We start from the raw sequence: 13,700 nt of genomic DNA, 5'->3' as shown, positions 1-13,700 counted from the left end.
GCGACGCCAATCGAGAACATCCAAGGAACATCTGATTTTATTCGCAGGCGCTGATTCTCCCGCGAAGCCCAACCGGACGGCTGGATGTATCTCGAAAGACTCAATCCCCAGCAGCGCATGGCCGTGGAGCACGGCACACTCACAGACGGCAGCCATGTGGCCGGGCCGATGCTGATCATTGCTGGTGCCGGTTCCGGCAAGACGAATACGCTTGCCCATCGCGTTGCCCATCTCATCCTCAAGGGTGCCGATCCGCGCCGTATCCTGCTGATGACCTTTTCGCGCCGGGCAGCTGCCGAAATGGGCCGGCGCGTCGAACGCATCTGCGGCGAGGTTCTCGGCAAGAATTCCGGCATCATGGCGGATGCGCTTGCCTGGAGCGGCACGTTTCATGGTATCGGCGCGCGACTGCTGCGTGATTATGCCGAACAGATCGGCATCGACCCGGCCTTCTCCATCCATGACCGGGAAGACAGCGCCGACCTGATGAACCTCGTGCGCCACGATCTCGGCTTCTCCAAGACCGAAAGCCGGTTTCCGACGAAGGGTACCTGTCTGGCGATCTATTCGCGTGCGGTGAATTCCGAAACGGAACTGCCGCTGGTGCTGCGCGACGCCTTTCCCTGGTGCACCACCTGGGAAAAGCAGCTTCGCGAGCTTTTTGCCTGTTATGTCGAGTCGAAACAGAGCCAGAATGTGCTCGATTACGACGACCTGCTGCTCTACTGGGCGCAGATGGTGGCCGAGCCGATGATCGCCGAGGATATCGGCAGCCGCTTCGATCATGTGCTCGTCGACGAATATCAGGACACCAACAGGCTTCAATCTTCGATCCTGCTTGCCCTCAAGCCCACCGGGCACGGATTGACCGTCGTTGGCGACGATGCACAGTCGATCTATTCCTTCCGAGCCGCGACGGTGCGCAACATTCTCGATTTTCCGGCCTCCTTCAGCCCGGCCGCCAACATCGTCACGCTCGACCGCAACTATCGCTCGACGCAGCCGATCCTTGCCGCCGCCAATGCGGTGATCGACCTTGCTTCGGAGCGTTTTACCAAAAACCTCTGGACGGAGCGGGAGTCGCCGGAGCGGCCGAGGTTGGTCACGGTGCGCGACGAGAATGATCAAGCCCGCTATGTGGCCGATAAGGTTCTCGACAATCGCGAAGAGGGCGTGAAGCTGAAAAGCCAGGCCGTGCTCTTCCGCGCCTCGCATCACAGCGGCCCGCTGGAAGTGGAGCTAACCCGCCGCAACATTCCCTTCGTGAAATTCGGCGGACTGAAGTTTCTCGACAGTGCGCATGTGAAAGACATGCTGGCGGCATTGCGCTTTGCCCAGAATCCGCGCGACCGGGTGGCAGGTTTCCGGCTGATGCAGATCTTGCCGGGTATTGGCCCTTCCACGGCACAAAAGGTGCTGGACCATATGGCCGAAGACGCGAGCCCGGTGACGGCGCTTGCCGCCATGCCTGCGCCGCCACGCTCGGGCGATGACTGGACTTCGTTCGTTTCCACCATGCAGGAACTGAAAACCGGCAAGGCCGGCTGGCCTGCCGAGATCGAACTGGTGCGGAAATGGTATGAGCCGCATCTGGAAAGGCTGCATGAGGATGCAAGCGCCCGGCTTGCCGATCTCATACAGCTCGAGCAGATCGCCGGCGGCTACGCCTCCCGCGAACGCTTCCTGACGGAACTGACGCTCGATCCGCCCGACGCCACCTCGGATCAGGCGGGTGTGCCGCTGCTCGATGAAGATTATCTCATCCTTTCGACCATCCATTCGGCCAAGGGACAGGAATGGACCAAGGTCTTCATGCTGAACGTCATCGACGGCTGTATTCCCTCCGATCTTGCGGTCGGCACGACGGCCGAAATAGAGGAGGAGCGACGGCTGCTCTATGTGGCGATGACACGCGCCAAGGATAGCCTCGATCTCGTGGTGCCGCAGCGTTTCTTCACCTATGGGCAGAATTCGCAGGGCGACCGGCATGTCTATGCGTCGCGCAGCCGCTTCATTCCCGCCACGCTGCTGCAATTCTTCGAGGTCTGCGGCTGGCCGCAGGTGAAGGCCGATACGGCAGCAGCCCAGCAAGCGCGGCAGGTGCGCATCGATGTCGGCGCGCGCATGCGCGGCATGTGGCGTTAGAGCAATTCCAGCAAAAGTGCGCAGCGGTTTTGCGTCCGGAATTGCGTAAAAACAAAGAGATAGGGCCTCTCCTGACCAGATGGCGCTAAAGCGCGAGCGGCGGCTTGGGTGGTTCGAAAAACCGGGCGATCATCTCGTCGTTGACCAAGGCGATCGTCGGCGGTGACCATTTCGGGTTGCGGTCCTTGTCGACCACGGCCGCGCGTACGCCCTCGTAGAAATCGTGGCCATGCAGGATTTGCATGCAGGCGCCAAGCTCACGGGCGAGGCATTCGGCAAGTGTACGGCTCTGGCGTCCGGCACGCAGCAAACGGAGCGCAAGCTTCAGGCTTGTCGGTGAGCGGTTGAGAATGACGCGGCGGGTTTCGGCGGCAAATTCACCTTCTTCCCTCGCGAGCGCCGCAACGATCGCCTCAACGCTGTTGAAGTGGAAGGCGCGGTCGATCATCGCCGCATTGGCCTGCAGTCTGCCTTCGCCCGGTTGATCCGACAGATTGCGCAGCGCCGCGTCGACATCGTCTGACGAGCTTCCCACAGGCAGATCCGAGAGACGCTGGACTGCCTCTTCGAGACGCGAGAAGGGCATATAGAAATCGGCAAGTCCGGCATGGATCGCATCGGCGGCATTGATATCCAGCCCCGTCAGAGCCATCCATGTGCCGCTTTCGCCTGGCATGTGCGGCAGCAGCCACGTGGCGCCGACATCAGGGAAATAACCGATGCCGGTTTCCGGCATGGCAAGGCGGGTGCGTTCGGTGACGATACGGTGGCGACCGTGGCTGGAAAGCCCGACACCGCCGCCCATGGTGATGCCGTCCATCAACGCCACATAGGGCTTCGGATAATTGGCGATACGGTGATTGAGGCGAAATTCCTCGCGCCAGAAGGTTTCAGCCAAGCCGTCGCCGGCACGCCCGCTCAGGTGAATGGCACGGATATCGCCGCCGGCGCAGAAGCCGCGCTCGCCCTCGCCCATCACGACGACGCTCGCCACAGATTGGTCGCCGGCGAAATCGTCAAGTGCAGCGGCAATTGCGCGCACCATCGGGATGGTCAGGCTGTTCAGCGCCTTTGGGCGATTCAGCCGGACAAGACCCGCCGTACCACGTCGTTCAACTATGACTTCGCTCTGATTGCTGTTGTCCATGGTCCACCTCACTCCTGCCCTAGGAATAAACGGGGTTGGGCCGAGGTTCCAGTGGCTGGCTGATCAATCAGGCCGAGAGAGACTGCGAAACGCTGACATCGCGCCTGACCGCGTAGTCGATTGCCAACTCCAGCGGCAACGGCCGAGAGAAATAATAGCCTTGCGCCAGGCGCACGCCGATGCCTTTCAGCGACTCTGCCACGTCCTCACTTTCGACCCCTTCGGCCACCGAGGCAATGCCAAGGTTCTGGCAGAGATTGGCGACGGAGCGGGTGATGTTCATGCAGCGCGCATCGCGATCGAAATTCATCACGAAGGCCTTGTCGATCTTCAGTTTGTCGAAGGCCAGGCGGTGGATGTGGCTCAAGCTGGAGTAACCCGTACCGAAATCGTCAAGCGCAATCGAGATGCCGGCAGCGCGCAACACGCCGATCACCTGATCGGCGGTGTCGAAGTCCGACAGCAGCGCCGTCTCTGTGATCTCGAATTCGATGCGTTTGGGATCGACGCCGGAGCGCGTGATCATGGCGAGCAGGGCCATCGATGTTTCGTGGTCGCAGATATCGCGGGCCGAGAGGTTGAAGGAAACGCGCAGATGCGACGGCATGATCTTCAGGGCGTCGAGCGCCTGGCCGAAGAGAATACGCGTCACGCGGCCGATCACGGCGGTGCGCTCGGCAGCCGGGATGAAGGCATCCGGGCTGATACGGCCGAAGCGCGCGCTGTCCCAACGCGCAAGCGCCTCAAAACCCACGACACGTCCGTCGCGCAGTTCGACGATCGGCTGATATTCGAGCTTCAACTCCTTGGCAAAATTCTCCGCCTGCAACTCCAGCTCGATCAGATAGCGCTGCGTCAGGATTTTTTCGTGCTCCGGCGAGAAGAGTTCGACACCACCAGTGCGCTTGCTCTTGACCTGATAGAGCGCGAAGTCCGCCTTTTCGTAGAGATCTTCGGCGCTGTATTCGCCCGCATCAGGATAAACGATGCCGCAGGAGCCGGAGACGCGCACTGAACCGTCAGGAATTTCATAGGGATCACGCACGGCGGCACATAGCGCCAGACCGAGGTCGGAGACGCCCCTCAACGTCATATCCGACGGGAAAATGATGCCGAATTCATCGCCGCCGAGGCGTGAGACGATACCCTGATCGCCGACCAGCGAGACGAAGCGGTGCGCCGTCTCCTTCAACACGAGGTCGCCGGCCGCGTGGCCGAAGACATCGTTGACCGGCTTGAAGCCGTCGAGATCGAGGATGCCGATGACGGGCGGCGAGGCCGGATTCTTCTGTAGCATCTTTTCAAGCGAGAGGAAGAAGCTGCGGCGGTTGGCAAGACCGGTCAGTTGGTCCTGCATGGCATTGCGGCTATTGACGAGGTTCAGCTCCTCGGCTTCCGCCTGCTTCTGCTTGAGTTCCTCGGCAAGCCAGACCAGATGGGCGAAATTCTGGAAATAGCTGTTGATGACGCGCAGGAAGGGCAGAACGAGGAAAAGGCCGCTGACTGCCGTTGCGACGAAAACCGGGTTGCCGGAAAAAAGGAAGGTCACGATCATCGCTGTGAACGTGATGACCGTGGTGATTGCCGCTGCGAGCGGCAGGTGCATCAGGCAGAAGACGCAGGAAATGCCGGTTACGACGAGGAAATAAGCGATCTGGCCCTGCTGCGAGGCGTCGCCATATTGATAGAGCGCAACAGCCCAGCCGCCGAAGCCGATCGTGAGGATAACGGCGCCGACCAGCGTCACCTTCATCAGCCGCAGCGCACGCTCCGGCGTGACATTTTCCTTGCCTGTTATCTCCCACCAGCAGAGGCGGAAGACGCAGACGATGCTGAGACCGACGGGAATGTAGAGCGAAAGCCAAAGAGGCGCCGACTTGATGTGCGTAATGGCCACGGCCAGGGCATTGATGACAAGAAGAACGTACAAAATCGGAATCTGTGATGACAAAGCTTTGAACTGCGCCACCAGAAACTTCGGATTATCTTTTTGCAGCCGCAATGATGCTATGAAGTTCTTCATGATCCCTTTTCCCTTGGCTGAAGCGAGCCAGAGAAAGCTTGATTATTCCTTATTCACGTAACGTCAGGCCCTCGCATCTGCGCGAGGATGGTAAATGCTCGGTTGCAAGTTCAGAAGGAGGCCGCAGCCAGCGCACGATGAATGCTGTGCAGATCGTCGACGCTCTTGTTCATCAGGAAGAGTTCCCAATCGAGCGAGCTGCGGACGATGGTTTCCAGCGAGTCGTGTTTCGGCGTCCAGTCCAGCACGCGGCGGGCAAGCGTCGCATCGGCGACGACGCTTGCCGCGTCGCCCGGCCGACGCGGTGCCATATTGATCTTGAAGGAGTGGCCGTTCAGGCGGGTGACCATGTTCAAGACATCGAGCACGGAATAGCCGCTGCCATAACCGCAATTGGCGACCAGTGGCCCCCTACCCTGGCGCAGATGCTGGAGCGCTTTCAAATGCGCCGCCGTCAAATCGCTGACATGGATGTAGTCGCGCACACCGGTGCCGTCATGGGTCGGGTAATCGAAGCCGTAGACGGCGATGCTGTCGCGCTTTCCGAGGGCGGCCTCGCAGGCGACCTTGATGAGATGGGTTGCGCCGGAGGTCGACTGGCCGGTGCGCAGATGCGGATCGGCGCCGGCAACGTTGAAATAGCGCAGCGCCACATAATCGAAATCGTAGGCGGCGGCGGCATCGCGCAGCATCATTTCGGTCATCAGCTTGGACTGACCGTAAGGATTTTCCGGGTTGAGCGGCGCCGTTTCCTTCACCGGAGCGGAGCTCTTCTGCTGGCCGTAGACGGCAGCGGTCGAGGAGAAGACGAAGTTGCGGATGCCGGCCTTGATGGCGGCGCTCAGCAGCACGCGTGTTTTGCCCGAGTTATTGTCGTAATAGGAGAGCGGATCGGTAACCGACACAGGAACGACGGCGGAGCCGGCGAAATGGATGATCGCCTCGATATCGTTCTCGATGAAGATCTTCTTCAGAACGTCCGGGTCGGCGACATCGCCGAGATAGAAGCGCGCCGCCGGCGCCACGGCCCAGCGAAAGCCGGTGGAGAGCCGGTCGAGTACGACCACATCTTCCCCGGCATCTAGCAGCGTCCAAACCATGTGGCTGCCGATATACCCAGCCCCACCCGTCACCAGAACCGCCATGTCTGCATTCCCTGTTTTATGTTTTTTCGGGAGCATCAGAACGGCTTTTTCCTTTCCGATTTTGTTATCAAACGGCCTCGGAAAGCCTTTGCGGCCGGTATGTTTGGAGATGTGGTTAGAGGCGGATTTCAGGTATTTCTACAATTTTATCGAACAGCCGGTTTCGGGACAAAAACGTCTTTTGCCACCCCTTTCCGAGCGCGTTGACAAGGCGTCCACGGCAAGTCAAGGTAGGTGTATGAACAACTACGCGTTTCAGGCTATGACGATGGGCATGACGACCACCCTTTGCGGTGGGGGCGTCGGCTTGTGACCTGAAACTGTTCACTTCACCCGATCCAACCCCGCCGGACACGCGCGGGGTTTTTATTTCTGCCCCGATGTCCGCCCCATACAAAGGACTTCTCGTGGCACAAGATCTTCTCTCAATGCCGGTTCGTGACCTGCCCCTTCAAAACCGGGAGCAGCAACAATGAGGCTCTATCTGTCATCCTACCGGCTCGGTGCCAGCGCTTTCCGGCTCAAGAAACTTCTCAACGGCGGGCGACGCGCCGCCGTCATCCAGAATGCGCTGGACTTCATTCCGTCCGAGGCGCGTCGCGCCTATGAGACCAATATCTACGACCCCAAAGAAGAACTTGCCGATTGGGGGATCGGGGCGGAAGAGCTGGATCTGCGAGACTATTTCGGACAACCGCACGCGCTGAAAGAAGCACTCGCCGGCATCGACTTCGTCTGGGCCGTCGGCGGCAATGCATTTCTTCTGCGGCGAGCCATGCGCCAGAGCGGCTTTGATCGCATCATCGGGGAATTGCTGCGCAAGGATGCGCTCGTCTATGGCGGCTTCAGCGCCGGGGCGGTCGTGGCGACGCCCTCACTTGACGGCATCGACATCATGGATGACCCACGCCAACTCGTGCCGGGCTATGACGAGGGCATTCTTTGGGATGGGCTTGGCCTTGTCGATTTCTCCATCGTTCCGCATTATCGCTCTGACCATGATGAGGCCGAAGCAGCCGAAAAGACCGTCGGCTTCCTTGAGGAAGCGAGTATGCCCTTCCAGCCGCTTCGAGACGGCGAAGTCATCATTGTCGAGGGGCGGAATGTGACGCTGCTTCCGGTGCTGCCGGAAGCGATGCGCCGCTCCGCCTAAAGCTTCAGGATGTAATCGCAGAGCCGCTCGGCCGCGACTGTCACTTGCGCTGGATCGCGCAGGAAGCAGGCGCGCAGGAAAAGCTCGCCGCCGGGTCCGAAGGCCGTGCCGGGAGCAAGGCCGACATCGGTCTTGTCGACGATGTCGATCGCGGCCTTTCGGCTGTCGGTGACGCCGTCGATCTTCAGGAAGGCGTAGAGCGCACCGTCCGGCTTCAGTGTCTGGACGCGGTTGGTGGCAATCATCGCATCGCAGAGGATATCGCGGGAGCGCGTTGCCTTATCGATGTTCGACTGCACGAAGGCATCACCGTCGTTGAGCGCTGCGACAGCGCCCTTCTGCATGAATTGAGCAACGCCCGAAGTGGAATATTGGATCAGGTTTTCCAGCACCTGCCCGGTTTCCGGCGGAGCAACGATCCAGCCGACGCGCCAGCCGGTCATCGACCAGTTCTTGGAGAAGGAGTTGACGAACATCACCTTGTCGCCCGGTTCCATCACATCGAGGAAAGAGGGCGCCCGGCCACCAGCGTAGAAATAACGGGCATAGATCTCATCGGCCATGATCCAGAGATCATGCTTGCGGGCCAGTGCCAGGATGTCGGCCAGATCCTTCTTCGTCGCGGTCCAGCCGGTCGGGTTCGACGGCGTGTTGATGAAGAGACCGCGGGTCTTCGGCGTGATCGCCGCTTCGATGCGGTTGAGGTCGACAGTCCAAGTACCGCCTTCGAACTGCAGTTCGACGCCAACCGAGCGGGCGCCGGCGATTTCGAGTGCAGCGGCAATGTTCGGCCAAGCCGGGGTGAGATAGACAAATTCATCGCCGGGCGAGGTGATTGCCTGAACGGCAATCTGGATCGCCTGCATGCCCGAACCGGTCACATAAAAATGCTCGACCGGAAGGCGGATGCCAAAATGCCTGAAATAATAATCCGACAGCGCCTGGCGCAACTCGGGGATGCCGCGCTGCCAAGTGTAGAAGGTCTCGCCGACGGCGAGCGCCTGCATGGCGGCCTGATTGATGAAATCGGGGGTAGGAAGATCACCCTCGCCGACCCAGAGCGGCAGAAGGCCTTCACGGCCGCGGGCATAGTTGACGACTTCTACGATCCCGCTTTCTGGCGCTGCGATGGCGCGCGGGCTGAGGCTGCTTACAATCGACATGCATATCTCCAGTTCACGCCTTCATAGCGGATTTGCAGGCGCAAATCCCATGACAATGCGTGATGACATATCGATTTTCGTGATGATTGAGCCCGGCCGGGGCGGACGGGCTTGGGACCGGATCAGACGGTGGGGCGTTTGGCGAGAAGGTCGCGGATTTCCGTCAGCAGCGCGACATCCGCCGGCGGCGGCGGAACCTCTGCCGGCGCTTGCTTTTCCTTGCGCTCGACCTGCTCGCGCAGAATATTCACAGCCTTGATCATCAGGAAGATGATCCACGCGAGGATCAGGAAATTGATGAGGACGGTGATGAAGCTGCCATAGGCGAAAACGGCGCCCTGAGCGCGGGCGCCGGCAAGGCTCGTCTCAGTGACCTTGGATGACAGCGGAATGAAGTAGTTGGAGAAGTCGAAACCGCCGAAGATCGCGCCGACGATCGGCATGATGATATCGTCGACCAGAGATTTGACGATGCCCCCGAAGGCGCCGCCGATGATGACGCCGACTGCAAGATCCATGACATTGCCGCGGGCGATGAAAGCTTTGAACTCATTGAGCATCAGATGCGTCTCCCCTCGATGCATTTTCAAAGACATGCCGTTGTTTTCATTAGCTACACCTTCATCTCAATTAATCAATCGGCAATTGGAAATATTCGGAGACCGTCCCCTTCGACGTAGAACTTAAGACGAAGACCCTGGGAATTTTCAAACTTGCTGAATTGCCCTAATCTCCAATGTGTTCCGGAGGACGGCGGATTGTCCGCCGGCGGAGGGTCAATGCTTCCAGGCTGGGTCATATTTGCGTTTGCCTTGGGTTATCTTCTGCTGCTTTTCGCAGTAGCTAGCTACGGCGACCGCCGAAGCCGGAAATTCGGTGTGCCGGAAGGCGGCCGACCGGCGGTCTATGCGCTCAGTCTGGCGATCTACTGCACGTCCTGGACCTATTTCGGCGGCGTCGGCTTAGCTGCCCATCACGGGTTGGAATTTGCCGGCATCTATATCGGGCCGATCCTCGTCTTCACACTCGGCATGCCGCTTTTGAAGCGCATCATCGAACTCGCCAAGGCCGAGAAGCTGACCTCCGTCGCCGATTTCATTGCCGCCCGCTATGGCAAGAACTCCACGGTTGCCACGATCGTGGCGCTGATCTGCCTGATCGGCACCATTCCTTATATCGCGCTGCAGCTGAAATCCATTTCAGCGACGGTCACGGCCATGGTCAATCCGTCCGACTATGGCATCGGCAGTGGCAACCTCTATTTCCTCGACCTTCCGCTGATCGTCACGCTGGTGCTTGCCTGCTTCGCCATCATGTTCGGCACCCGCCACACCGATGCGACCGAACATCAGGACGGGCTCATCCTCGCGGTATCGATGGAATCGATGGTGAAGCTCGTTGCCTTCCTGACGGCAGGCGTCTGCGTCATCTGGTTCCTGTTCGACGGGCCAAGCGACCTGTGGCAGAAGGGATCGGAGAACACCCTGGTCACCGCCGCACTCGACTATCAGACCCCGCTCAGCCGATGGATCACGCTGACGCTGCTCTCGGCTTTCGCCATTATCATGCTGCCGCGCCAGTTCCATGTCACGGTCGTCGAAAACCGCACGGCAAAGCAGCTCCGGCTCGCGGGTATTCTCTTTCCGCTTTATCTGATCGCCATCAATCTCTTCGTGCTGCCGGTCGCCATCGGAGGGCTGCTCATCTTCGGCGGCAACGGCAATGCCGATCTTTATGTTCTTACCCTGCCACTTGCAGGGCAAATGCCTGTAGTCTCGCTTATCACCTTCATCGGCGGCTTTTCGGCGGCGACCGCCATGGTGATCGTCGATTCCGTGGCGCTTTCCATCATGGTGTCGAACGACATCGTCATGCCGTTCTTCCTGCGCCGGAAATTCGCGAGGCTTGCGAGCCAGCGTGACGACTTCGCAAAGAGCCTGCTCAATATCCGCCGCAGCGCCATCTTCGCCGTGCTGCTGCTGGGCTATGCCTATTATCGCTCGACGGACAGCACGGCAGGGCTCGCCTCGATCGGCCTGCTCTCCTTTGCCGCCATCGCGCAGATTGCACCCGCCCTCTTCGGCGGCATGATCTGGCGGCGGGCGAATGCCCGCGGCGCCGTCCTCGGCCTATCGTCCGGCTTCATCATCTGGGTCTATCTGCTGTTCCTGCCGTCCCTCGGAGGCCCGGATTATTCCTATGTGGCAAGCACCTTCCTCGGCTTCATCTTTCCCGGCGCGACGCTCTTTACCGGCCCGGATACCGATCCGCTTGTCAATGCGACGGCGATGAGCCTGCTCGTCAACACCGCCGCCTTCATCGTCGGCTCGCTGACACGCAACGCCAAGCCACTGGAACGCATCCAGGCCGGCATTTTCGTCAAGCGGCATTCGCGCTCGCAATTTGCCACGCGCGGCTGGAAGACCCGCATCAGCGTCGGCGATCTCAAGACGGCGATCGCCCGCTATCTCGGCGAAGAGCGCATGCAGCGCTCGCTTGCGACCTACGAGCAGACGTCCGGGCGCAAACTGGAGGACGACCAGCCGGCCGATATGGCGCTCATCCATTTCACCGAGCAGCTTCTCGGCAGCGCCATCGGCTCCTCCTCGGCGCGGCTGGTGCTGTCCCTGATCCTGCAGAAGATCGAGGATGCCTCGTCCGACACGGCATGGCTGCTCGATCAGGCGAGCGAAGCGCTGCAGTACAATCAGGACATGCTGCAGACCGCGCTTTCGCAGATGGACCAGGGCATCGCCGTCTTCGACAGTTCCAACCGGCTGACGATCTGGAACCGGCGTTTCCGGCAATTGCTGGACCTCCCGGAAAATGCCGGCCAGGTCGGCTTTCCGCTCTCGGAGATTGTCAACATCCTGAGCCAACGCGGCGATATCACACCCGGCGACCAGTCACAGGCCGTGCGGCACTTCCTGACGCTCGACAAGCCCTTCCCGCTGGTGCTCGGAGGCGGCGAGCGCATCATCGAAGTGCGTTCCAATGCCATGCCGGACAAGGGTATCGTCGCGACCTTCACCGACATCACCCAGCGTGTGGCCGCCGACCGGGCACTGAAACAGGCCAACGAAACGCTGGAGCAGCGTGTTGTCGAGCGCACGGCGGAACTGACCCGCGTCAACAAGGAGCTCGCTGAGGCGCGTGCAGCGGCCGAGGAGGCCAATATAGGCAAGACCCGCTTCTTTGCCGCCGCCGGCCACGATATTCTGCAGCCACTCAATGCGGCCCGGCTCTACTCCTCCGCACTCGTCGAACGCATGGCGCAATCGGAAAACAGCCCGATCGTGCGCAATATCGATTCTGCGCTGGAATCGGTTGAGAGCATTCTCGGCGCCGTGCTCGATATTTCCCGCCTCGATACCGGCGCCATGCGGCCGCGGCTGGCATCCGTGCCGCTGTCCGACCTGCTGGAACGCATCGAGACCGACTTTGCGCCAATCGCCCGCGAGAAGAAGCTGAAGCTCAAAGTGATGCCGACGTCCCTGCGCGTGCGCTCCGACCCGAACCTGCTGCGGCGACTGGTGCAGAACCTCGTCTCCAACGCCATCAAATATACTGTCAGCGGCAAGGTGCTGGTCGGGGTAAGGCGACGTGGCAATCAAGTGGTGATCCAGGTGATGGATTCCGGCATCGGCATTCCGCCCTCTAAATTCCGGACGGTGTTCAAGGAATTCGCGCGGCTGGATGAGGGCGCCAAGACCGCATCGGGCCTGGGGCTCGGGCTCTCCATAGTCGACCGCATCGCCCGCGTGCTCAGCCATAAGGTCGAGCTTTATTCGACGCATGGCAAGGGTACGGAATTCCGAATCCTCATTCCGCTCGATATCTCAAAGAGCGCAGAAACCACTGCAGCCATGCTTCCCATCGACCGGACGGCGCAGCCGCTGCAGGATCTGCGCATCCTCTGCATCGACAACGAACCGAAGATCCTCGAAGGCATGCGGCTGCTGATCGACGGATGGGGCTGTGAAACGCAGGCGGTGGATTCGCTTTCCGCTGTCCGGATGCTTTCGATGCGGCAGCCGCCGGATCTCGTCATTGCCGATTACCATCTCGCTGACGGAACCGGGGTCGAAGCGATCCGGCACCTGCGGCAGCATTTCGGCATCGATATTCCAGCCCTGCTCGTTACCGCCGACCGGACACCGGAAGTGCGGGCCGAGGCGGAAAAACACGGCATCGCGGTACAGCACAAGCCGGTGCGCCCGGCCGCATTGCGCGCCTACATCACGCAGATTTCCGGCTTGAAGCGCACCGCCGCCGAGTGAAGATCAGGCGGCCTTACGCCGGCCGAAGACGTGGCCGACAAGCTCCTGCACACGGGTGGCGGTCGGAACATCGCCGAACAGGATGCGGTACATGATGGGGGCGACCACCCGATCCATCACCGCATCGACATCGGGAAAAGTCTCACCCCTCTCCTTCGCTCGACCGGCAATCGTCTCGATCTGCTGGCGGGTGAAGTTGCAGCATTTATTGGCGTTGTCGCCTGTCTGGGCGGAGAGCACGTCCCGGACATATTCACGGCCGGGGCCGGAGGACATTTCCTCCGCATATTGCTCGGCCCAGGCTTCCAGATCACCGGCGCCATTGCCGGTATCGACCGGCTCCATGTCCGGGCGCAGACGCTCGACGGCGACATCGGCAAGCAATTCCTGCAGGTCACCCCAGCGGCGGTAGATGGTGGACGGGGTCACGCCTGCGCGTGTCGCAATCAGCGGAACAGTGATCTCCGCTCGGCTCATTTCCGCCAGGAGTTCGCGGACTGCCGCATGCACCGAAGCCTGGACACGCGCACTTCTGCCACCGGGACGGATATTCTCTTTCACTGCCATTTCGAACCCAACCTTCTCCCCTAAAGCCTGCTGCGATCTTTCAGATTCGCCTAGCACGCTCCAGGTTTTTTACGCCT

Annotated in this window: 9 protein-coding genes; 3 read left to right on the top strand and 6 right to left on the bottom strand. The window is 60.4% G+C overall.

The features are described from left to right. The first annotated feature begins 84 nt into the window (after nucleotides 1-84). Complete coding sequence (locus tag FHT87_RS11110; RefSeq protein ID WP_183728400.1) at nucleotides 85-2,145, top strand: ATP-dependent helicase; 2,061 nt, start codon at nucleotides 85-87, stop codon at nucleotides 2,143-2,145. A gap of 85 nt (nucleotides 2,146-2,230) precedes the next feature. Here the strand turns inward: FHT87_RS11110 and FHT87_RS11105 are convergent, their stop codons facing one another. The 3 genes from FHT87_RS11105 to galE all read right to left on the bottom strand — a co-directional run bounded on the left by FHT87_RS11105 (nucleotide 2,231) and on the right by galE (nucleotide 6,460). Continuing rightward, nucleotides 2,231-3,292 (bottom strand): enoyl-CoA hydratase/isomerase family protein, encoded by a 1,062-nt coding sequence (locus tag FHT87_RS11105; RefSeq protein WP_183728397.1) that lies wholly within the window; start codon nucleotides 3,290-3,292, stop codon nucleotides 2,231-2,233. A gap of 67 nt (nucleotides 3,293-3,359) precedes the next feature. After that, nucleotides 3,360-5,315 (bottom strand): EAL domain-containing protein, encoded by a 1,956-nt coding sequence (locus FHT87_RS11100; RefSeq protein WP_183728394.1) that lies wholly within the window; start codon nucleotides 5,313-5,315, stop codon nucleotides 3,360-3,362. 110 nt (nucleotides 5,316-5,425) lie between these two features. Further along, on the bottom strand, nucleotides 5,426-6,460 hold the full coding sequence (galE, locus tag FHT87_RS11095) for a UDP-glucose 4-epimerase GalE (protein ID WP_183728391.1): 1,035 nt from the start codon (nucleotides 6,458-6,460) through the stop codon (nucleotides 5,426-5,428). Between the two features lie 472 nt (nucleotides 6,461-6,932). Between galE and FHT87_RS11090 the strand changes: the two genes are divergently transcribed. Continuing rightward, a complete protein-coding gene (locus FHT87_RS11090; protein WP_183801816.1) occupies nucleotides 6,933-7,613 on the top strand; it encodes a Type 1 glutamine amidotransferase-like domain-containing protein in 681 nt (226 codons plus the stop codon). Here FHT87_RS11090 and FHT87_RS11085 read toward each other — a convergent pair. Both FHT87_RS11085 and mscL read right to left on the bottom strand, forming a co-directional pair. After that, nucleotides 7,610-8,776 (bottom strand): pyridoxal phosphate-dependent aminotransferase, encoded by a 1,167-nt coding sequence (locus FHT87_RS11085; protein ID WP_183801813.1) that lies wholly within the window; start codon nucleotides 8,774-8,776, stop codon nucleotides 7,610-7,612. The two genes, FHT87_RS11090 and FHT87_RS11085, sit on opposite strands and share 4 nt — an antisense overlap. A gap of 122 nt (nucleotides 8,777-8,898) precedes the next feature. Next, entirely contained in the window at nucleotides 8,899-9,336 is a 438-nt protein-coding gene (gene mscL / locus FHT87_RS11080) for a large conductance mechanosensitive channel protein MscL (protein WP_183801810.1), read from the bottom strand. Nucleotides 9,337-9,555: 219 nt separating this feature from the next. Between mscL and FHT87_RS11075 the strand changes: the two genes are divergently transcribed. Then, nucleotides 9,556-13,056, top strand: a complete 3,501-nt coding sequence (locus FHT87_RS11075; protein ID WP_183801807.1) for a PAS domain-containing hybrid sensor histidine kinase/response regulator — start codon at nucleotides 9,556-9,558, stop codon at nucleotides 13,054-13,056. Nucleotides 13,057-13,059: 3 nt separating this feature from the next. On the opposite strand, the gene FHT87_RS11070 is transcribed toward FHT87_RS11075, so the two are convergent. Next, a complete protein-coding gene (locus tag FHT87_RS11070; protein WP_183728376.1) occupies nucleotides 13,060-13,623 on the bottom strand; it encodes a TetR/AcrR family transcriptional regulator in 564 nt (187 codons plus the stop codon). Nucleotides 13,624-13,700 lie beyond the last annotated feature (77 nt).

This window comes from Rhizobium sp. BK316 (assembly GCF_014193695.1).
GTDB lineage: Bacteria > Pseudomonadota > Alphaproteobacteria > Rhizobiales > Rhizobiaceae > Rhizobium.
The sequence above is the reverse complement of the archived record's forward strand: the minus strand, read 5'-3'. Positions and strand labels throughout refer to the sequence as shown.

Excerpts from the sequence above, each read along its gene's own strand:
- FHT87_RS11105 (WP_183728397.1), bottom strand. The coding sequence starts at position 3,292 with ATGGACAACAGCAATCAGAGCGAAGTCATAGTTGAACGACGTGGTACG.
- galE (WP_183728391.1), bottom strand. The coding sequence starts at position 6,460 with ATGGCGGTTCTGGTGACGGGTGGGGCTGGGTATATCGGCAGCCACATG.
- FHT87_RS11085 (WP_183801813.1), bottom strand. The coding sequence starts at position 8,776 with ATGTCGATTGTAAGCAGCCTCAGCCCGCGCGCCATCGCAGCGCCAGAA.
- FHT87_RS11110 (WP_183728400.1), top strand. The coding sequence starts at position 85 with ATGTATCTCGAAAGACTCAATCCCCAGCAGCGCATGGCCGTGGAGCAC.
- mscL (WP_183801810.1), bottom strand. The coding sequence starts at position 9,336 with ATGCTCAATGAGTTCAAAGCTTTCATCGCCCGCGGCAATGTCATGGAT.
- FHT87_RS11090 (WP_183801816.1), top strand. The coding sequence starts at position 6,933 with ATGAGGCTCTATCTGTCATCCTACCGGCTCGGTGCCAGCGCTTTCCGG.
- FHT87_RS11100 (WP_183728394.1), bottom strand. The coding sequence starts at position 5,315 with ATGAAGAACTTCATAGCATCATTGCGGCTGCAAAAAGATAATCCGAAG.
- FHT87_RS11070 (WP_183728376.1), bottom strand. The coding sequence starts at position 13,623 with ATGGCAGTGAAAGAGAATATCCGTCCCGGTGGCAGAAGTGCGCGTGTC.
- FHT87_RS11075 (WP_183801807.1), top strand. The coding sequence starts at position 9,556 with ATGCTTCCAGGCTGGGTCATATTTGCGTTTGCCTTGGGTTATCTTCTG.